The sequence below is a fragment of the Providencia sp. PROV032 genome (genome assembly GCF_028484875.1).
Lineage (GTDB): Bacteria > Pseudomonadota > Gammaproteobacteria > Enterobacterales > Enterobacteriaceae > Providencia > Providencia rettgeri_E.
In genome coordinates this window covers 256,298-275,197 of record NZ_JAMPSX010000003.1, presented here as the reverse complement: position 1 = coordinate 275,197, position 18,900 = coordinate 256,298, and the positions used below count along the sequence as shown (strand labels likewise).

At 41.8% G+C, this 18,900-nt stretch carries 19 protein-coding genes and 1 other annotated feature; of the genes, 6 read left to right on the top strand and 13 right to left on the bottom strand.

Annotated features, from left to right (window positions below):
• Positions 1–4 precede the first annotated feature (4 nt).
• Genes hisC through hisG form a run of 3 tightly spaced genes read right to left on the bottom strand, consistent with a single transcriptional unit; the run spans position 5 to position 3,301 of the window.
• Entirely contained in the window at positions 5–1,075 is a 1,071-nt protein-coding gene (hisC, locus tag PSF42_RS02600) for a histidinol-phosphate transaminase (RefSeq protein WP_213913484.1), read from the bottom strand.
• Positions 1,076–1,078: 3 nt separating this feature from the next.
• Complete coding sequence (hisD, locus tag PSF42_RS02595; protein WP_272679387.1) at positions 1,079–2,395, bottom strand: histidinol dehydrogenase; 1,317 nt, start codon at positions 2,393–2,395, stop codon at positions 1,079–1,081.
• Between the two features lie 6 nt (positions 2,396–2,401).
• Complete coding sequence (gene hisG, locus PSF42_RS02590) at positions 2,402–3,301, bottom strand: ATP phosphoribosyltransferase (RefSeq protein WP_004256451.1); 900 nt, start codon at positions 3,299–3,301, stop codon at positions 2,402–2,404.
• 53 nt (positions 3,302–3,354) lie between these two features.
• Positions 3,355–3,482: a sequence feature (His leader region), on the bottom strand.
• A gap of 268 nt (positions 3,483–3,750) precedes the next feature.
• Between hisG and PSF42_RS02585 the strand changes: the two genes are divergently transcribed.
• Complete coding sequence (locus PSF42_RS02585; RefSeq protein WP_272679386.1) at positions 3,751–4,578, top strand: SDR family oxidoreductase; 828 nt, start codon at positions 3,751–3,753, stop codon at positions 4,576–4,578.
• Here PSF42_RS02585 and PSF42_RS02580 read toward each other — a convergent pair whose 3' ends face one another.
• Positions 4,579–5,202 carry a glutathione S-transferase family protein gene (locus PSF42_RS02580; protein WP_272679385.1) on the bottom strand — a complete coding sequence of 208 codons (624 nt, stop codon included), beginning with the start codon at positions 5,200–5,202 and terminating at the stop codon, positions 4,579–4,581.
• Positions 5,203–5,420: 218 nt separating this feature from the next.
• Here PSF42_RS02580 and PSF42_RS02575 point away from each other — a divergent pair, with 218 nt between their 5' ends.
• Complete coding sequence (locus PSF42_RS02575; protein WP_125893276.1) at positions 5,421–6,626, top strand: serine hydrolase; 1,206 nt, start codon at positions 5,421–5,423, stop codon at positions 6,624–6,626.
• A gap of 82 nt (positions 6,627–6,708) precedes the next feature.
• Here PSF42_RS02575 and PSF42_RS02570 read toward each other — a convergent pair whose 3' ends face one another.
• The 3 genes from PSF42_RS02570 to ybjG form a co-directional block, all read right to left on the bottom strand.
• Positions 6,709–8,076, bottom strand: a complete 1,368-nt coding sequence (locus PSF42_RS02570; RefSeq protein ID WP_248467875.1) for an L-serine ammonia-lyase — start codon at positions 8,074–8,076, stop codon at positions 6,709–6,711.
• 75 nt (positions 8,077–8,151) lie between these two features.
• Positions 8,152–9,468, bottom strand: coding sequence for a serine/threonine transporter (locus PSF42_RS02565; protein ID WP_004909352.1), 1,317 nt, complete (start codon positions 9,466–9,468; stop codon positions 8,152–8,154).
• Between the two features lie 853 nt (positions 9,469–10,321).
• A complete protein-coding gene (ybjG, locus tag PSF42_RS02560) occupies positions 10,322–10,930 on the bottom strand; it encodes an undecaprenyl-diphosphate phosphatase (RefSeq protein WP_272679384.1) in 609 nt (202 codons plus the stop codon).
• Between the two features lie 196 nt (positions 10,931–11,126).
• Here ybjG and PSF42_RS02555 point away from each other — a divergent pair, with 196 nt between their 5' ends.
• Positions 11,127–11,555 carry a secondary thiamine-phosphate synthase enzyme YjbQ gene (locus tag PSF42_RS02555; RefSeq protein ID WP_125893438.1) on the top strand — a complete coding sequence of 143 codons (429 nt, stop codon included), beginning with the start codon at positions 11,127–11,129 and terminating at the stop codon, positions 11,553–11,555.
• A 246-nt stretch (positions 11,556–11,801) separates the two neighbouring features.
• On the opposite strand, the gene PSF42_RS02550 is transcribed toward PSF42_RS02555, so the two are convergent.
• Positions 11,802–12,065, bottom strand: a complete 264-nt coding sequence (locus tag PSF42_RS02550; RefSeq protein ID WP_004256424.1) for a GrxA family glutaredoxin — start codon at positions 12,063–12,065, stop codon at positions 11,802–11,804.
• Between the two features lie 160 nt (positions 12,066–12,225).
• On the opposite strand from PSF42_RS02550, the gene PSF42_RS02545 reads away from it, so the two are divergent.
• The 3 genes from PSF42_RS02545 (at position 12,226) to rlmC (ending at position 14,349) form a co-directional block, all read left to right on the top strand.
• Positions 12,226–12,552, top strand: a complete 327-nt coding sequence (locus PSF42_RS02545) for a YbjC family protein (protein WP_125893268.1) — start codon at positions 12,226–12,228, stop codon at positions 12,550–12,552.
• A gap of 139 nt (positions 12,553–12,691) precedes the next feature.
• Positions 12,692–13,207, top strand: a complete 516-nt coding sequence (locus tag PSF42_RS02540; protein ID WP_125893266.1) for a YbjN domain-containing protein — start codon at positions 12,692–12,694, stop codon at positions 13,205–13,207.
• An 8-nt stretch (positions 13,208–13,215) separates the two neighbouring features.
• The gene (gene rlmC / locus PSF42_RS02535) at positions 13,216–14,349 is read left to right on the top strand and encodes a 23S rRNA (uracil(747)-C(5))-methyltransferase RlmC (RefSeq protein WP_248467876.1); all 1,134 of its coding nucleotides are present in this window, start codon (positions 13,216–13,218) and stop codon (positions 14,347–14,349) included.
• A 62-nt stretch (positions 14,350–14,411) separates the two neighbouring features.
• On the opposite strand, the gene artM is transcribed toward rlmC, so the two are convergent.
• The 5 genes from artM to PSF42_RS02510 form a co-directional block, all read right to left on the bottom strand.
• On the bottom strand, positions 14,412–15,080 hold the full coding sequence (gene artM, locus PSF42_RS02530) for an arginine ABC transporter permease ArtM (protein WP_125893262.1): 669 nt from the start codon (positions 15,078–15,080) through the stop codon (positions 14,412–14,414).
• Positions 15,077–15,817: an arginine ABC transporter permease ArtQ gene (artQ, locus tag PSF42_RS02525; RefSeq protein ID WP_213913491.1), complete on the bottom strand. Its 741-nt coding sequence runs from the start codon at positions 15,815–15,817 to the stop codon at positions 15,077–15,079. The genes artM and artQ overlap by 4 nt, the downstream gene beginning before the upstream one ends.
• Before the next feature lie 12 nt (positions 15,818–15,829).
• On the bottom strand, positions 15,830–16,573 hold the full coding sequence (artJ, locus tag PSF42_RS02520; RefSeq protein ID WP_102138435.1) for an arginine ABC transporter substrate-binding protein: 744 nt from the start codon (positions 16,571–16,573) through the stop codon (positions 15,830–15,832).
• Between the two features lie 18 nt (positions 16,574–16,591).
• Complete coding sequence (gene artP / locus PSF42_RS02515) at positions 16,592–17,320, bottom strand: arginine ABC transporter ATP-binding protein ArtP (protein WP_125893258.1); 729 nt, start codon at positions 17,318–17,320, stop codon at positions 16,592–16,594.
• 98 nt (positions 17,321–17,418) lie between these two features.
• Complete coding sequence (locus tag PSF42_RS02510) at positions 17,419–18,900, bottom strand: DUF2867 domain-containing protein (RefSeq protein WP_248467877.1); 1,482 nt, start codon at positions 18,898–18,900, stop codon at positions 17,419–17,421.

Here is an 18,900-nt window from a genome sequence, read left to right as displayed (position 1 = left end):
CTAATTAGCAAAGTGCTGCAATAGCTTCAATAACACGGGTATTTTCTATTTCTGTCCCAACAGTAATACGCAGGCAATTAATGAGACCGGGTTGTTTGCTCTGGTCACGTAAAATAATGCCTTGGTCCCACAGGGCTTTAAACACTTTATTACCATCGATAAAACGTACCAAAATATAGTTAGTTTCACTTGGATAAACGTGTTCAACCACCGATAAGTCGCGCAAAGCCTCACAAAGTGCAATGCGGTCTTCTGTTATCGTTGTTACGCGGTTTTTCATCGTCTCAATGCCTTGAGGTTCAAGAGCTTGAGCGGCAATCATCGCAACAGGGGTTGATAAAGGGTAAGGGGCTATAACCTTCAATAGCACTTCAATTACTTCAGGGGACGCTAAGGTAAAACCACAGCGTAAACCGGCTAATGCAAAGGCTTTGGATAAGGTTCTTAAAATAACGAGGTTAGGGTATTGCGCTAACCAGCTTGCCACACTGTATTCTGGGCAGAATTCAATATAAGCTTCATCGACAACGACTAATGCACGGCCCGCAGCCATATCTAGCACTTCGCGTAAATCTTTATTGTCGATGATATTGCCTGTTGGGTTATTCGGGCTGCAAATATAAATTAGTTTGGTATTGGATAGATTTTCACGGATCGCGTTAACGTTTAATGCCCAGTCTGGCAACGCCATGATTTTCTTTTGTTCAACGCCAAAGGTTTCTGCACTGACGCTATACATGCCATAGGTTGGCGGGCAAAACATCACCGCATCTTTGCCTGGTTCACAAAATGCGCGGATTAACAACTCGATGGACTCATCGGCTCCACGGCAAACGAGTACTTGCTCGGGTTTAACTTTGGCGTAAGCCGCGTAGTTATTGATCACTGCAACCGGTTGGCATTCAGGGTAACGGTTAAGGTTACGTTCACTGAATTGGTAATCAGGTGCAAGCGGATATTCATTGGCATTGAGCCAAACGTCCCCATTTCCCCCTAAACGTCGCGCAGACATATAAGGCGTCATGGTTTTAACATTTTCACGTGCAAGACTGGCGGCATTAAATAGTTGGCTCATGACTTACTCCTGATTTTGTTTTTTTAGTTCGTTAACGCGTAAAGTAACGGCATTTTTGTGAGCCGTGAGTTGCTCTGCTTGAGCTAACGTTTCGATGGTGTCGGCTAAGCCTAATAAGCCTTGTTTTGACAGTTTTTGGACTGTCATTCGCTTCATAAAATCCGCGAGCCCAAGGCTTGAATAGGTTGCGGTATATCCATAAGTCGGCAATACGTGGTTGGTGCCTGATGCATAGTCGCCAGCCGACTCTGGCGACCAGTCGCCAACAAACACCGAGCCCGCGCTAGTAATTGCATCTACTAAATCATCTGCATTGCGTGTTTGCAGTATTAAGTGCTCAGGGCCATAACGGTTGCTAATTTCAACGCATTGAGAGATGGAATCAGCGATGATGACACGGCTGGCGCTCAATGCTTCTCGAGCAATTTCTGCACGTGAAAGTTGCGCTAATTGTTTTTCTGTTTCTTCGATCACGCGTTGGGCAAAGTTTTCATCGTCAGTTAATAAAATGACTTGCGAATCAGGACCATGTTCTGCTTGAGAGAGTAAATCAGAGGCCGTAAACGCGGGGTTTGCTCCGCTATCTGCGATCACTAACACTTCAGAAGGCCCTGCCGGCATATCAATGGCGGCTCCATCATGGCTTTGGCTCACTTGGCGTTTTGCTTCAGTGACATAGGCATTACCAGGGCCAAAAATTTTATCAACCGCAGGAATACTTTGGGTACCAAATGCCATTGCAGCAATCGCTTGCGCACCGCCTACTTGGAAAATATCGCTGATGCCACACAGTTTCGCTGCATACAAAATTTCATCGGCAATAGGTGGGGGCGAACACAAAATAATTTTGCGACAGCCTGCGATATTCGCTGGGGTTCCCAACATCATGACCGTTGATAACAGGGGGGCAGACCCTCCCGGAATATACAAACCGACTGCATCTATTGGGCGCGTGACTTGTTGGCACACGACGCCTGCCTGTGTTTCCACTGTAATCGGAGTGGGCTTTTGAGCCTCGTGAAAACGACGAATGTTGCTAATCGCTGTTTTCATTGCAGTTTTGATTTCATCACCAAGACGAGTCTCTGCTGCGTCAACCGCATTTGCAGGAATACGCACCGTTTCGATTTCAGCTTTATCGAAACGACGGCTCAGTGCTTTGAGGGCGGTGTCGCCCTCGTTACGGACTTGGTCAATAATTTGGCTTACCGCAGTACTAATGCTGCCAGAGGCTGCAATCGCAGGGCGCATCAGTAAAGCACTTTGTTGCTCTTGGTTACAAGCCGACCAGCGAACAGGTTGGTTAAATCCCATTTTCATGGCAGCTTACTCCATCATTTTTTCGATTGGTAGAACAAGAATCGAGCTTGCACCTAGCGCTTTTAATTTTTCCATGGTTTCCCAGAACAGCGTCTCGGAGCTCACCATGTGCATAGCGACACGGCTTTGTTCACCCGCTAGCGGTAAAATGGTTGGGCGTTCAGCGCCCGGCAGCAAGGCAATGATCTCTTCCAGTGTTTCACTTGGTGCGTGTAACATAATGTATTTAGATTCGCGCGCTTGGATAACACCTTGGATGCGGGTCATCATACGGTCAATAAGTTGTTGTTTTTCCGGTGACATTTCGCCATCACGTTGAATTAAACAGGCTTTAGAGCGGTAAATGACTTCCACTTCTTTTAGGCCGTTTGCTTCAAGAGTTGCCCCTGTAGAGACGAGGTCACAGATGGCGTCGGAAAGACCAGCGCGCGGAGCGACTTCGACTGAGCCATTTAACAGACATGATTTAAATTGAATGCCTTTCTGGTCGAAATAGCGTTTTAACAAGTGAGGATAGGAAGTTGCAACACGTGAGCCATTTAGGCATTCTGCGCCTGTGTAGTTAAAATCTAATGGTGCGGCTAATGATAGGCGGCATCCACCGAAATCGAGGCGGCGTAGTGTTTTGTATTGAGGATTTTCACCTTGAGCACGGCGATTCAATAACTCTTCTTCAAGAACGTTTTCACCGATGATCCCTAAGTCAACGACACCGTCCATGACCAGACCAGGGATATCGTCATCACGAACACGAAGTAAATCAATAGGCATATTTTCTGCATAAGCAATCAAACGTTGTTGTTGTAAATTAATTTTGATTCCACAGCGAGAAAGTAATTCTCTTGATTCTTCACTTAGACGACCTGATTTTTGTATTGCAATACGTAAACGTGATTTATCCAACATGACTTTACCCTTATCCCTTTAAAATTTTTTGTTTAATAACTCTTTGTTCAAGAATAAAAAAACCCTCGGAAGATTATCTTCCGAGGGTTCTCTCAATTCGCATTTCAGCCACCGGAAGATTCGTTGAACGTCTTCCAGCACACATCGCCCGAAAGACTAGTCAGGATGATGGTGGTGATGATGGTTGCGTGAAATACGATTCATAATGTCTTCCGTTCTGTTATTTAAGTGAATGACTAAACATTCATTGTGCTAACTAAATACTCATTGCTATCCAACCTATCCGATTTCCCACTATGAATGCAACCTTTTTTTTAAAAATAACCAATAATAATTAGTTGTTCACTTTTTATAGTGATAAATCCCTCAGAAATTGTATTCGGAAGTTTTATGGTTTTCAGCTACTCTGTGGTTAATTTCAGTCAGTTGAACGATTGGGGAGTTATCATATGAAGAAAGTCACTATCATCGGGTTAGGGTGGGTTGGGCTCCCCCTTGCTCAGGCCTTATTGTCTCAAGGCATTCATGTGGTTGGAACTAAAACAACAGCAGATGGTATTGAAGCCGCTCAAGCGGTAGGAATAGAGTGTTATGCATTGAAATTAACCCCAGAACTTGAATGTGATGACGATGATTTATCACAATTGATGGAACAAAGTGATGCTATCGTCATTTTGCTTCCACCCTCTAAAATTAATACTGAATACTATGTGACCGCAGTTGAAGCTCTGGTGAATAGCGCAATAGCATTTCAAGTGCCTAAAGTTATTTTCACATCATCTACGGCAGTTTATGGGGAACAAAATGGCGAAATGACTGAGAATAGCCCATTGGATGGCGTGACGGGATCCGCTAAAGCCTTGGTGGCGACAGAGCAGTGGTTGCATCAGTTACCGAACATATCGGTGGATATTCTGCGGTTAGCGGGATTAGTTGGTGAAAAACGACATGCAGGGCGTTTTTTAGCGGGGAAAACCGGGGTGAAAGGGGCAAACCAGCCTGTCAATATGGTACATCAAGATGATGTGATTGATGCCATTTTATTATTGCTCCAGCAGCGGCAAGGGGAGCATATTTATAACCTCTGCGCGCCAATCCACCCAACACGAGCCGAATTTTATACTCATGCAGCGCAATCTATTGGTTTAGTCCCCCCTCAATTTATCGATGAGGAAAATGCGTTAGTGGGGAAAATTATTAACGGTAATAAAATTTGCCAAGAACTTGGATTTGAATACCAGTACCCAAACCCAAGTTTGATGAATATGACCCTGTGATTATTTAATTGGGATCATAACAATTTTTTGGAACGCAGGGCGGGTGGTTAGTTGCTGGTACCAGCGCTCCAAATTGTTAAATTCAGGGCGCTGCGTGACAATTTCATGCCAAGGGTAAAATAGTGGCGCGATGGCAATGTCTGCGATACCAAATTTATCACCACTAAAATAAGCTTGGTTAGCTAATGCATTATCAGCAATGGTTAGTAACCGATTGATATTACTATAAATGATGTTTGCTTGTTCTGGGTCTCTATCCGCTTCTGGGACACGAACAATTTTGTTCATCATCTGTTTAATGTGGTCGAATAAATTAGCACTACTCCAATCCATCCATTTATCAGCGGCCGCTCGTTCTTGTAGGTCTTGTGCGAGTAATAAGTGAGAATGATCAAATTTTTCCGTAAGGTAACGTAAAATCGCATTCGATTCCCACAGTGCAAAGTCATCATCCTGTAGAGTTGGAATTGTGCTGTTTGGATTCATTTTTATATATTCAGGTGTATCTAGCCCACCAAATGGGCCACCCACATCTTTTTGATTGTAAGCGATATTTAATTCTTCTAAGCACCAAAGTACTTTTTTGACATTGGAAGAGTTGACGCGTCCCCAAACAGTTAACATGGCAGTCTCCTAAATTGATTTTTTTGGCATCGGACACGGTTAAGATAGATTAAATCCACTTATAGGCAAATGTTTATTTGTTACTGGTGGCCTCTATGAAATTAAAGTCTTATATTAGGTCTAGTTATCGAATTTTGTCACAGCGATGGGTTCTCGTTTAGTGATGTTGAGTCAATGACAGTAATTTAAATGTGTAGAATTAAGTGAAGGAATAACCGATGAGTAAGAAAATGTTGTCTTTAAAAACCCGTCGAGCTGGTATTGGGTTGAGTCTTTTGGTTGCCGTAACTACCAGTGCTTATGCGGCGCAGACACCGGTTGCTCCTCAAGTCGATGCAAAAGCGTTTGTTCTGATGGATTATAATAGCGGTAAAATTTTAGCTTCAGGGAATCCTGATGAGCGCTTAGATCCCGCCAGTTTAACAAAAATTATGACCAGTTATGTGATTGGCCAGGCCGTCAATGCAGGGAAAATCACGCCACAAGACATGGTCACAGTAGGGGAAGATGCGTGGGCGACGGGTAACCCTGTTCTTAAAGGCTCCTCTTTGATGTTTCTAAAGCCAAAAGACCGTGTTTCTGTGTTGGATTTAAATAAAGGGATTGTGATCCAGTCAGGGAATGATGCCAGTATTGCCCTTGCTGATTATGTTGCAGGGAGCCAAGACTCATTTGTGAGTCTAATGAACCAATACGTGCAAAAGATTGGTTTGAAAAACACCCATTTTAAAACGGTTCATGGCCTAGATTCAGAAGGGCAATACAGTACAGCGCGGGATATGGCATTGTTAACGCAAGCCATGATCCGCGATGTGCCTGATGAATACGCGCTGCACAAGGAAAAAGAATTTACCTTTAATAAAATTCGTCAACCAAACCGTAACCGTTTGTTATGGAACCAAAACCTGAAAGTGGATGGCGTAAAAACTGGGCACACGAGTGGTGCTGGTCATAATTTAGTCGCCTCTGCAACAGAAGGTGATATGCGTTTGATTTCCGTCGTGTTGGGGGCACCAAGTGACCGCGTGCGTTTTTCTGAAAGCGAAAAATTACTCACATGGGGTTTCCGCTTCTTTGAAACTGTCACGCCAATTAAGGCTGATGCCACATTGAAAAAGCAGCGTGTCTGGTTTGGTGATACTTCAGAAGTTGATTTAGGTGTTACCGATGATGTTTCTATCACGATCCCTAAAGGGCAGTTACAAAACTTAAAAGTGGATATTCAACTAGCTAATGATTCACTTGAAGCACCATTAGCTAAGAACCAAGCGGTAGGGACGATTAACTTTATTCTTAATGATGAAGTTATCGAGCAGCATCCTTTAGTCGCAAAAAGTGCCGTTGAGGAAGCCGGGTTTTTTGGTCGAATTTGGGATTACATCATGAAAACCATTAGCGGCTGGTGGAGTGCTATTTTCGGTTAATAATGATTAAATTGAAAATGATGTGAACACAAAAATGCCTGCTAATGCAGGCATTTTTATAGCAGCTCATTGATAAACAAGACTATTCACAGTGAGCCAATTTAATTGCTAAGCCGCCTTGGGAGGTTTCACGGTATTTAGCGTTGATGTCTTTGCCTGTTTCATACATGGTTTCAATGACTTTATCGAGGCAAACCCGTGGGTCACTGACACGTCGAAGTGCCATACGGGCTGCATTGACGGCTTTGACAGAGGCAATGGCGTTGCGTTCAATACAAGGGACCTGTACTTGCCCACCAACAGGGTCACAGGTTAAGCCTAAGTTATGTTCCATAGCAATTTCTGCTGCGATACACACTTGCTCAGGGCTGCCCCCCATTAGCTCGGCTAATCCCGCAGCGGCCATCGAACAAGCTACACCGACTTCCCCTTGGCAGCCTACTTCTGCACCGGAAATTGAGGCATTCATCTTATACAGCGCACCAATTACACCGGACACCAAAAAGTAACGGGTATAGGAGTTTTCATTCACCGGGCGAATGAATTTATCATAGTAAGCTAATACCGCAGGAATAATACCGCAAGCTCCATTCGTTGGCGCTGTCACAACACGACCACCCGCTGCATTTTCTTCGTTAACGGCAAGGGCGTACATATTGATCCAATCAATCACTGCCATTGGGTCCATGTTGGTGTTATCGGTTGTTACGAGTTGACGACGTAACGCAGCAGCTCTACGTGGCACACGTAATGGGCCCGGTAGTAAACCTTCGGTTGTCACCCCACGTTCAATACCAGACTTCATGACATCCCATACGGATGAGAGATATTGATGAATTTCTTCTTTACTACGCAGCGCTAATTCATTTTGCATCACGAGAGCGGAAAGCGATAAACCGGTTTCTTTACAGTGTTTTTGCAGGTCAGCCGCATATTTAAATGGGTAAGGGACTTGAACGACACTTTCGTCAGACTGGCCAAAGTGTTCTTCATCGACGATAAAACCACCACCGATAGAATAATAATTTTTGGTGTAAATAACATCATCACCACTAAATGCCGTAATACTCATTCCATTTTCATGGAGAGGGAGATTGGTCGTATGAAAATTCATCCCCCCTTCAGTAGGGAAATCAACTTCATGTTGCCCATGTGCAAGGGAGAGCCTTTCAGTTTGCTCAACATTACGCATAAAAGCAGGAATAGCGTCAATATCAATGGTGTCCGGTAAGTTACCTGCAAGGCCCATAATAATCGCCATATCCGTTGCATGGCCTTTACCCGTTAAAGAGAGCGAACCATATACATCAACTGCAATTCGTGTTGTGCGAGAGAGTAATTTTTGCTGGATAAGGTCGTCAACAAACTGTTTGCCCGCTTTCATTGGGCCGACGGTATGGGAACTTGAAGGGCCGATGCCAATTTTGAAGATATCAAATACACTAATCATATTCAGTGCTTCCTTTTGTAGAAAGTCATTGAAATTAGGTAGCTTCCGTTGTTGGTCGCTACCTAGTGGCTTCAATTAGAAGAATAACTTATATGTTGCCGCAGAGATAGCGACTAGACCCATAATTACGATAAATACATTACTGATTTTACCTGAGTATTTACGCATTGCAGGTACCTTGCTAATTGCATACATTGGCATCAAGAACAGTAAGATAGCGATAACTGGGCCACCGAGGCTTTCAATAATATCCAGCACACCTGGATTCAATGTTGCCACTAACCAAGTTGTGACTAACATGAAGATAGCAGTACCACGGTTTAACTTGCGAACATCAATTGTTTTACCTTTTGCACGGTAAGCACGCTCAACCAAGCCATTGAAACCTTCGCGAGCACCTAAATAGTGACCAAGGAAGGATTTAATAATTGCAATAAAAGCAATGATTGCAGCGGCATACTTAATGAATGGCTGGTCAAAATAGCCAGACAGGTAGTCAAGAATACTGATATTTTGTGCTTTAGCTTGTGCAAGATCTGCTGAAGATAAGGTAAATACACAGCTTATCACGAAGAACATAACTGTCAGCACCATCAGAATGTGTGCAGAAGCAAGGATCCGTGAACATTTTTGTTCAGCTGCATCACCGTATTCTTCACGTTTTGCAACGGAGAAAGCAGAAATAATTGGCGAGTGGTTAAATGCGAATACCATCACAGGGATTGTCAGCCAAATAGTGACCCAGATGCTTTGTCCACCCGTATTTTTTGTTGCTTCAGTGATTCCTTCCCAAGTTAAAGTATTCAGTACATCACCAGACCAATGTGGGATCATATACAGTGAGAATGCAACCAATACGGCGATAAATGGAAACACTAACATGCTCATGACTTTGACGATGTATTTTTCGCCGAATGCCACAATCGCCATTACTCCGCCTACAAGGATCAAGGCAAGTAACCAGCGTGGTGGCGCGCCAACGCCCAATAATTCGGTTAAAAATTTATTGACGTTATTGGTAATGGAAACACCATAAACAAGAAGGATAGGATAAATAGCAAAGAAGTAGAGCAGCGTGATCCAGTTACCTGCTGTGCGACCAAAATGTTCTTCTACGACCTCTGTAATATCACCGTCTGGTTTTGAACCAGACAGAACGAAGCGTGTTAACCCGCGGTGAGCAAAAAATGTCATTGGGAAGGCTAATACCAGCATCAGTAAAACAGGTAATAAACCACTCATACCTGCGTTGATGGGCAAAAATAACACACCAGCACCGATAGCTGTACCATATAAACCCAGCATCCATACTGTGTCAGTTTTGCGCCAAGCATTACTCGTTACTGTTTGCGAGGCTGTTTTGTCGATGGAACCAACTTTTGTTGCATCCATAATAGTCTCCGAAAATATAAGTCAAAAAAAAAATCATTTAGCGTAACGACAAATGCATTACGAACTTTAATCTTTTGGTACGAACAATTATCCAATAACCATTGTTTTCTTTTGCGTAACAAACTGATTGAAAATAAAACTCATATTAGGTCTAAATTTATTTTCAATCAGTTTTGCATTTTTATCATAAAATTTTAAACGTGGATTTTGAGGATGTGAATGTATAGTTTACCAGAATAAAATGCCGTGATCATCATCTCAAAAGAGAAATATCTCCTTAGATTGCGATAGATAATCATATTTTATAAAATTGTTAATAAAATTTGTGTTAGGTTTGCTTTTTTTATAAGTAAGATACAAGGTAAATAAGTTTGAATTTTCTTGGTTTTCAACAGAATTAAATTCTGCTGAAAAAATATTATTATATTAATGATTGAAATTGAGCTGGTTAAAACATCATCCATATCAATATAAATATTGAGCTTTACTGTAATCATAGTACAAATGAAACGTTAAGGTTTAATTATAACTAATTGATAATAAATGAAATATTTTTATTTTTCAGATTGATTCATTGCGTGACTAATTAGTTTAAAAACTAGAGGAAAGATAACTATATATTAATTATTTTACGTTTTTTTTGTGCTTATATTTGCCACTTTTTTTGCAACGAAAAAAATAATTAAAATAGGTAACAAGATATTTGTTAACTGATTGTTTTAATAATTTCATTGATAACTTCAAAAAAGTTTTAATCATGAGAGTGGAAATAAACATAAACTTTGATTTAGCGCAATTTTTATAATGCCAAAAATACTGGCATTAATTAATGCCAGTATTTGAATATACATTATTATGGTTGAAACCAACCTTTACGAATAAGAGAGGCAAAAATAAAACTATATAGCCGAGTGGTAGGTAATTGAATTTTATACGCACCAACAGACCAGAGGATTTGAGCTAAACCACATGCGACAATCGCAAGTATAAAGGCGCCAGCCATATCTAGAGGCCAGTGAACGCCGAGGTAAATACGCGACCAAGCAATGACAATAGCGGGGATCATCATGACAAGCCCTACCCAAGTCCTTAGCCAGAACAGGAATGCGAAAGCGAATGTAAAGACAATCGTACCATGGTTGCTCGGGAATGAAGGCGTGGCTTCATGCTCGGAGAAATTAGTGCCAATTCCCATGACAAATGGGCGGTCATGAGGTGCAAAATAGCCCACTAACCATGAAATTGTTAAGCCAATGACGATGGCAATGGCTGCTTTACAGGCAAAGGTACGTTGGCGAGTCATATTTGGCTGGGCGCCCCAAAACCAACAAGCAACAGTAAATAGTGGAAATAATAGGATTAAGCGTTTCGCAATTACGTTTGCTACAGCAATGGTTCCACTTGCGGTTTCTGGAGTAGCATTGATCAAGTTGAATAGATCAAGGTTAAGTTGTTCCAGCACAGTTTAGTACCTCGGACAGATAGTTAGTAAGACAGAATAGATATAAAAGGAAGATTAAAGTGTCTTAATGAGCAGGTAAAGTCCCTTTGTCTTATTATTGAAAGCTTTGTGCGACAAATTTACTTGCGGTTTAACTATTACTCAATAATTATTGAGTGCAGTAACAGATTTAGATAAGTAAAAGGGAGAGAAAGTGATGTGGTGGCAAAAAGAGATACAACTTAACGCAAAAGCGAGAGGATTTCATTTAGTGACAGAAGAAATTCTCAGACAGCTTCCTGAACTTAGCTTAATTAAGGTTGGTTTAGCCAATATTTTTATTCAACATACATCGGCATCTTTAACGATCAATGAAAATGCAGATTACACTGTCAGAGAAGACTTCGAGAGTTTTTTTAATCATGCAGTTCCTGAAAATGAGCCTTATTATAAGCATGATTATGAAGGCAGCGATGATATGCCCGCGCACCTAAAAAGCAGTTTATTGGGTGTAAGTTTGACTATTCCGATTACGAAAGGGCGTTTAAATTTGGGAACGTGGCAAGGGATTTATTTATGTGAGCACCGAAACTATGGTGGAAAGCGTAGATTGGTCATTACATTGCAAGGCGAACCCAGTCGTTAGAAACAAAAAACCCGATAGCATGAAAATAAACAGTTGGCTATCGGGCTCCTCAATATGGGGACATCAAAGAAAAGCAGTGGCATTAATTAAGACCTCGTCTAAAAAAGAAAGTTCTTACTTAGATGAAAAAAGTGCAATATTTTTATTAAATTTGGCTTAAATAGCACAAAAAGAACAAGCAGAGCGTTAACACTTATAAATAAGTGAACAACTTTGCTTGTTGGGATGTAAAATGGATGTGACTAACTACTTGTATAAATTCAAATTTTCTTTAGCGTAAGCTTCGAAATCTGTGCATCCACCGATGTGTTGCTCATCAATGAATATTTGTGGAACGGTTTCAACAGGTTTACCGACAGTTTTAGATAAATCTTCTTTAGAAATACCTTCCGCTTGAATATCAACATAACGGTAGTCAAAATCTTCACGCTCATTTTTCAATTTTTCAGCGAGTTCTTTTGCACGAACACAGTATGGGCAGCCAGGACGACCAAAAATAACAGTATACATAGTATCTCCTTTTTATCTTGAGCTCAGATTCTAATTGCAATGCTCAATACTATGCCTACATAAATTATGAAATAAAAGTCGAATTTTCCTGTTATACCTATAGGTATGTCATATAATTCACAGTTTGATAAAGAGTCTCAATAATGAGAGGAGAAAAAGAATGGGTCATAAACCTCAATCTAAAGGGACAATGCGTTCATTGGCAGATATGCCAAAGCCCATTATCGTGTTAGAAGGTGTGGGCATCATTCTGCTTATCATTGTTTTGTTAGCACTCAATGACTATATTACACTGCCAGAGCCTTTAATGCAGTCAGGGGTGGTCGTGAGCATGATTATGGTCGGTATTGGTTGTTTGGTGCCTGCAATGATCAATATTGTCTGGCGAGCAATTCATGGTCTGAGTTTTTTGGGTATTGATCATAAACAGCCAGAAAAGAGTGCATCTAAAAAATCAGACTCTGCAGATAATAAACCTGATGAGTAAGTAGATTAAGCGCAGTTTTACTGGTGTTTCGCCCTACAATATGTGAGAATTATTCGTTTTTTTCGTTAGGGGAAAATGTGCCAAAACCCTAACAAATCGATATTGCACGACTATTTTGAGTTGAAGAAGGTTACTACCCATGGATTCTATTTGTTACCCTGACATCACTAAGTTACGTGAATGGCTAGACCAACTCAAAACCTCTTATTTCGAGTGTGATTCCTGCTCTGCGTTACATTTACCCCATATGCAAAATATAGACGGTATTTTTGATGCAAAGCTCGATATTTTAAATAATGTTTTGGTGTTATCTGCATTAGCTGAGCTTAAACCGACAGCGATTGTGACGTTAGTGGCGAATATCAGCCAAATCAATGCCAGCTCATTAACGGCAAAAGTTTTCCTTGAAATAAATAATGAAAACTTGCCTAAATTGATTGTCAGCCAATCATTTTCATTAGAAGCAGGGATGACGTATCGTCAATTCGGCCATTTTTTACAGCAAGCAGAAGATCAAATTTCAGCCATTGTATTTGAAATCTTTAGCAATAATTTGCTGTATGCCAATCAGGATGATTTCAGCGAAGATGATGACAATGTTGATGAAGACTCTGAACATTCCCTTGACGACAAACCTTCAGTCATTCTCCACTAAGTTTTTCTATGCATTGTGAAAAATATGCCACAGGGCAGTGCCATTCATGCCAATGGCTAACATTAACGCCTGAACAGCAAATTACCGAAAAGCAGAGCCAACTACAGGCTCTTTTGCCGGCTATTGATATTTCTCTATTTCAGCCTCCAGTGACAGGGCCGCAAACGGCTTTTCGCAATAAAGCCAAAATGGTGGTCAGTGGTAGTGTTGAAAAACCTGTTTTGGGTATTGTTGGGCGAGATGGACAGGGCGTTGACTTGACTAACTGTCCTTTATACCCAGCTGAGTTTTCTGACGTATTTGCATCTTTAATTCCTTTTATCGCAAAGGCTGGCCTGACACCTTATAACATTGAGCGCAAACGCGGTGAATTAAAATACCTATTATTAACCCAAAGTCATTACTCTGGGAAATTCATGCTGCGCTTTGTTTTGCGCTCAGAGAAAAAAATTGAACAGCTAAAAAATGCACTCCCGTGGTTACAGGAACAGTTACCACAGCTTGGGGTGATTACTGCAAATATTCAGCCAGTGCATATGGCAATACTCGAGGGTGAAGATGAAATTTTCTTAACGGAGCAACGCACGCTACGTGAAGAGTTTAACCAAGTCCCCTTGTTTATTCGCCCGCAAGGTTTTTTCCAAACGAACCCTATCGTGGCTGCAAAATTATACCAAACAGCAAGAGAATGGGTGAAAGAGCTACATATCGATAGCTTATGGGATTTATTTTGTGGTGTTGGCGGTTTTGGGTTGCACTGTGCTGAAAAAAACACTCGCTTAACCGGGATCGAAATCAGTGCTCCAGCGATTGCCAGCGCACAGCAATCAGCGAATGAACTTGGATTAAAGCATGTTGAGTTTAACGCACTGGATTCAACGGGTTTTGCCACGGCACATCAGGATATCCCGCAGCTTATTTTAGTCAATCCGCCACGCCGAGGAATAGGTAAAGAATTATGCGATTACCTTTCTCGTATGCAGCCTGAATATATCCTGTATTCCAGCTGTAATGCGCAAACAATGGCGCAAGATTTACAGCGGTTGACGGGGTATCACGTATGTAAGGTGCAGTTGTTTGATTTGTTCCCTCATACGTCGCATTATGAGGTGTTGACCTTATTAAAACGGATAACTAATTAGTCAATTGCATAAAAAAGCTTGGTTTTTATACCAAGCTTTTTTACGTTTAGGCGAGAAAAAAGTTAGCCTCTGTGCTCAAATTCCAACGCTTTGCGTTCAATTAAACGCATTAAAATAGTTAAGATTGCATTGACCACTAAATAAATAATCCCTGCCGCAACAAATGCTGTCACATCCCATGTTTGACCAAAGATAAGCTGGCTGTATCCCATGACATCTAGCATGGTAATGGTACTGGCCAGTGAGGTACTTTTGAAAATTAATACCACTTCGTTGGAATAGGACGATAATGAGCGTTTGAAGGCATAAGGTAAAATGATCCGCATGGTTTGCATTTTGCTCATCCCAAGGGCTTGGCACGATTGCCATTGGCCTGATGGAATGGCTTTAACTGCGCCGTGGAATAACAACGTGGAGTAAGCTGCGCTATTTAAGGCTAAAGCGACCATTGCACAGACCCAGGGTGTGGAAATAATCTCCCACAGCATAGGGTAATCTTGCAAAGATTTAAATTGGCTTGGGCCATTATAAATTAAGAAGAATTGCACCAATAACGGCGTACCCGTAAACAGTGTAATGTAGACCTTCACTGCTTGAGAGATCACTGGCGTTTTTAGCGACAAAATTAAGGTGAATAATATGGCTAACAGAAAAGCCACAATGAGTGCGCTAAACGTCAGAGATAAACTGGTTGGAAGTCCCGGTAATATTTTTAATATTAAATCTATCATTTCGATTCACCTCGCTCAAAGCGGGTGGTCCGTAGCTCAATACGCTTTAGTACTAGTTGGCTGATTAGCGTAATTGCAAGGTAAATCAAACCGACAATGGCATACCACGTAAACGGTTCCTGAGTACGGTTTACAATGGTTTTAGTCTGTAACATCAAATCATTAACACTGATGAGTGAAACTAACGCGGTGTCCTTCAATAACACCAGCCACTGGTTGCCTAACCCTGGTAGAGCATGGCGCCACATTTGCGGCATAATGAACCGAAAGAAAATAGTGCGTTTGTTTAAACCCAACGCAAAGCCGGCTTCCCACTGACCATAAGGGACGGCTTTTAATGCGCCCCTAAGCGTTTGAGATGCATAGGATGAATATAATAAGGCGAGGGCAATAACGCCACAAACAAATGGGGTATAGTCAAACTCGCCGCTATTAGCAAAGAAAATACTTGGGTCGATTTGGATGGTGGTTTGCCAAAAACCAAGGTTTATATCAAAACCGTCACCAAACATATTGATCAGTTGTAGGGTACCGAAGTAGACAAACAACACAACCAGTAATTCAGGGAGGCCGCGGATCAAGGTAACCCAGCAAGTTCCTAGAAAGGCGATAGGTTTAAAACGGACGGACTCCCATGCGGTAAACAGCATGGCCAGAACCAAACCCAAAATCAGCGCAGAAACAGCAAGGCCGACGGTGATACCGGCGGCACTTGTTAAAAATAGAAAGTTGCTCATTAATTATATCGATTACTGTTGAAACCATTTTTTGTGGATAGCATCATAAGTGCCGTCTGCTTTAACTTCTGCTAAGGCTTTATTCATTTTATCCAGCAGCTCTTTATTTCCTTTACGAACGGCAATACCTAAACCAATACCGAAGTATTGTGGATCAGTGACTTTTTCGCCAACTGCCCCCAAGTTTTCATTACCTTTCCCTTTTAACCACTCGTCAGCGACTGCGGTATCACCGAAAACGGCATCGATACGGCCATTTTGTAAGTCTAAAATAGCTGATTGGTAGTTATCATAAGGAACGGTTGTCATCCCTTTATGTTGTTCCATGATGTATTTTTGGTGAGTGGTTCCGTTTTGCACGCCAATTTTTTTATCTTTTAATTGGTCTATTGAGCTGATTTTTTCTTTAACGGCAATAAATTCCGCTGAGTTAGGGTAGTAAGTCTCAGTGAAATCGACTTGCTGTTGGCGCTCAGGGGTAATATCGATACCTGCCATTAATGCTTCAAAGCGACGGAATTTTAAGCTAGGAATTAAGCTGTCGAAAGATTGGTGAGTAAATGTACAGGTTGCATTCATTTTTTCACACATTGCATTGGCTAAATCAACGTCAAAGCCAACGATTTGGTTATTTTTATCGAACATTTCAAAAGGCGCGTAAGTCGCTTCTGTTGCAAAACGAATAGTTTCTTTTTCCGCAGCAGTTGCAGATAGGGTTACAGCGCCCAGCAGTGCAGCTAATATAATTTTTTTCATTGCTTAATCCTATATCTATTAGTGTGACAGATAATTTGCAAATGCTTCTGTTTGAGGTGCAGTGAAATGGCTTGCATCCCCTTGTTCTACTATATGGCCGTTTTCCATATACACGACACGGCTAGCGGTTTTGCGCGCAATTTCCACTTCGTGAGTGACGATCACTTGTGTAATTCCAGTTGCTGATAGTTCACGTATGATATCAACTACTTGTGCGGTAATTTCTGGGTCAAGTGCAGCCGTTGGTTCATCAAATAATAAAACTTTTGGTTCCATCATTAGTGCTCTTGCAATCGCAACACGCTGTTGCTGCCCACCAGATAAGTGTAATGGGTAGCGCTCAGCAAATTGCGACAACCGTAAGCGTTCTAATAGCTTAGAGGCTTTTGCTTGCGCTTCTTGCTTTGACAATTTTAACACGCGACAAGGTGCTTCAATTAAGTTGTCCATGACACTCAGATGAGGCCACAGATTATATTGTTGAAATACCATTCCCACATTTTGACGCAGCTCACGGATCGCTTTCGCATCTGGTGCAGAAGTAAAGTCAAATTGCTGACCCACAATGTTTAAGTGGCCTGAACGTGGCATTTCTAATAAATTGAGGACACGTAATAACGAGCTTTTACCTGCTCCGCTTGGCCCGAGTAATACCATAGTCTCACCAGCAGAACACTCTAGATTGATATCAAAGAGTGCCTGATGGGAACCATAGAAACAGTTGATGTTTTTTAATTGAATGCTCATGTGTACCAATAATATCTTTTTTCACTATCTGCGATATTAATCCTATGAGCATATTTATGCAATAATTTATGCATAAAAATTTGGTTTTTACGCTAAAATTAATCTGATTTAACGGTCAGTTGCTCTGCTTGCTGTTCTTTTGCGAGTTGTTTATCCCGCTCATAGGCCAGTTCGCTGATGCGTTTTGCCATACCTTTAAAAATAAATAAATGGGCAGGCATCATGGCAAACCAATAGAGTAGGCCGCAAAAGCCAGCTGGGTGCCACCATGCGCGAACATCAATAGAACGGCGGTTCCCGCTATCATGAATAGTAAAAGTTAAGCGGCCAAGGCCTGGCGCTTTCATACCAAATAACAAGCTAAGTTGTTTATTCGGTTCAAGATTAATCACGCGCCAGCCATCAATTTCATCACCGAGTTGGAGTTCTTCACGGTCGGGGCGGCCGTACTTTACTTTATTCAGCATCATATCGTCCATGATGGCGCGGGTTTTCCACAGGCCATTGGCATAGAAATAGCCGTTTTTTCCACCGATTTGTTGCACTGTATACCAGAGCGATTCCGAACTGGCTGTTGTTCCAAGGGTTGCTCCCGCTTGTTTTGGGTAATAGCCATAACCGGGGCGCCAGCGTTTTCTGACCTCTGGGTCATAGCCCCAATCTGCGTTATCAATAGCATCGGCTTCTTCTGCTAAAGTCGCTCTAACGGCATCATCAAAAGAGATTAAGGTTTGAGGGATCAGCTCTCGTAGCGCTTTATCATCTGCAGGGAGATCGTGCTGCAAGCCTTGGATTAACTCCTTAGCAATAGATGGGGGGACGGAGGTGATCAAACTGATGAAATGCACGGAGATCATACTAATCGGGATCGGGATAGGAATAAGTAAACGACGTTTACCACTGACCTTAATAAAGCGCTTAAATAGCTCTTGATAGCTAATATACTCAGGGCCGCCTGCATCGAAAATTCGGTTTTCGGTTGTTGGTATTTTCGCCAGTTGCGTTAAATAATACAAAATATTCGACAGAGCGATGGGGGATGATTTAGAACGGACCCAACGTGGCGGAGTTAAAATAGCTAAGTTGTAAACCATATCGCGCATAATTTCGAATGCGGCAGAACCAGAGCCAACGATAATAGATGAACGGATTTCGGTAACAGGGATTTGGCTTTCACGTAAAATATCGCCGGTTAAACGTCGTGCAATTAAATGCGGTGAATAGGTATGCCCATGCTGTAATGCGCTAAGATAAATAACATGTTTAACGCTTGAGCCTTCAAGGACTTGTTGCACATTACGAGCGGCTGTGCGTTCACGTTCGACTAAATTAGCTTGGTCGGCCATGCTATGAACAAGGAAATAAACAATATCGATGTCTTGCATGACATCTTTTAATGTTTCAGGATCGTGAAGATCCACATAAATGCATTGGGTATCTTGCCAGCCTTGGGATAACATCCAATCAACACGGCGTGCACCAGCTGTTACGTCATATCCTTGCTCAATAAGTTTAGGGATCAGATTCTGACCAATATAACCACTAGCGCCCAACACTAAAACACGTTGTTTATCTGTCAT

Bases quoted from the DNA above. Each gene is read 5' to 3' on its own strand.
- PSF42_RS02585 (WP_272679386.1), top strand. From the start codon at position 3,751: ATGAAGAAAGTCACTATCATCGGGTTAGGGTGGGTTGGGCTCCCCCTT.
- PSF42_RS02545 (WP_125893268.1), top strand. From the start codon at position 12,226: ATGGGTCATAAACCTCAATCTAAAGGGACAATGCGTTCATTGGCAGAT.
- hisG (WP_004256451.1), bottom strand. From the start codon at position 3,301: ATGTTGGATAAATCACGTTTACGTATTGCAATACAAAAATCAGGTCGT.
- PSF42_RS02565 (WP_004909352.1), bottom strand. From the start codon at position 9,468: ATGGATGCAACAAAAGTTGGTTCCATCGACAAAACAGCCTCGCAAACA.
- artM (WP_125893262.1), bottom strand. From the start codon at position 15,080: ATGATAGATTTAATATTAAAAATATTACCGGGACTTCCAACCAGTTTA.
- PSF42_RS02540 (WP_125893266.1), top strand. From the start codon at position 12,692: ATGGATTCTATTTGTTACCCTGACATCACTAAGTTACGTGAATGGCTA.
- hisD (WP_272679387.1), bottom strand. From the start codon at position 2,395: ATGAAAATGGGATTTAACCAACCTGTTCGCTGGTCGGCTTGTAACCAA.
- artQ (WP_213913491.1), bottom strand. From the start codon at position 15,817: ATGAGCAACTTTCTATTTTTAACAAGTGCCGCCGGTATCACCGTCGGC.
- artP (WP_125893258.1), bottom strand. From the start codon at position 17,320: ATGAGCATTCAATTAAAAAACATCAACTGTTTCTATGGTTCCCATCAG.
- PSF42_RS02580 (WP_272679385.1), bottom strand. From the start codon at position 5,202: ATGTTAACTGTTTGGGGACGCGTCAACTCTTCCAATGTCAAAAAAGTA.
- rlmC (WP_248467876.1), top strand. From the start codon at position 13,216: ATGCATTGTGAAAAATATGCCACAGGGCAGTGCCATTCATGCCAATGG.
- PSF42_RS02575 (WP_125893276.1), top strand. From the start codon at position 5,421: ATGAGTAAGAAAATGTTGTCTTTAAAAACCCGTCGAGCTGGTATTGGG.
- PSF42_RS02510 (WP_248467877.1), bottom strand. From the start codon at position 18,900: ATGACAGATAAACAACGTGTTTTAGTGTTGGGCGCTAGTGGTTATATT.
- artJ (WP_102138435.1), bottom strand. From the start codon at position 16,573: ATGAAAAAAATTATATTAGCTGCACTGCTGGGCGCTGTAACCCTATCT.
- PSF42_RS02550 (WP_004256424.1), bottom strand. From the start codon at position 12,065: ATGTATACTGTTATTTTTGGTCGTCCTGGCTGCCCATACTGTGTTCGT.
- hisC (WP_213913484.1), bottom strand. From the start codon at position 1,075: ATGAGCCAACTATTTAATGCCGCCAGTCTTGCACGTGAAAATGTTAAA.
- PSF42_RS02570 (WP_248467875.1), bottom strand. From the start codon at position 8,076: ATGATTAGTGTATTTGATATCTTCAAAATTGGCATCGGCCCTTCAAGT.
- PSF42_RS02555 (WP_125893438.1), top strand. From the start codon at position 11,127: ATGTGGTGGCAAAAAGAGATACAACTTAACGCAAAAGCGAGAGGATTT.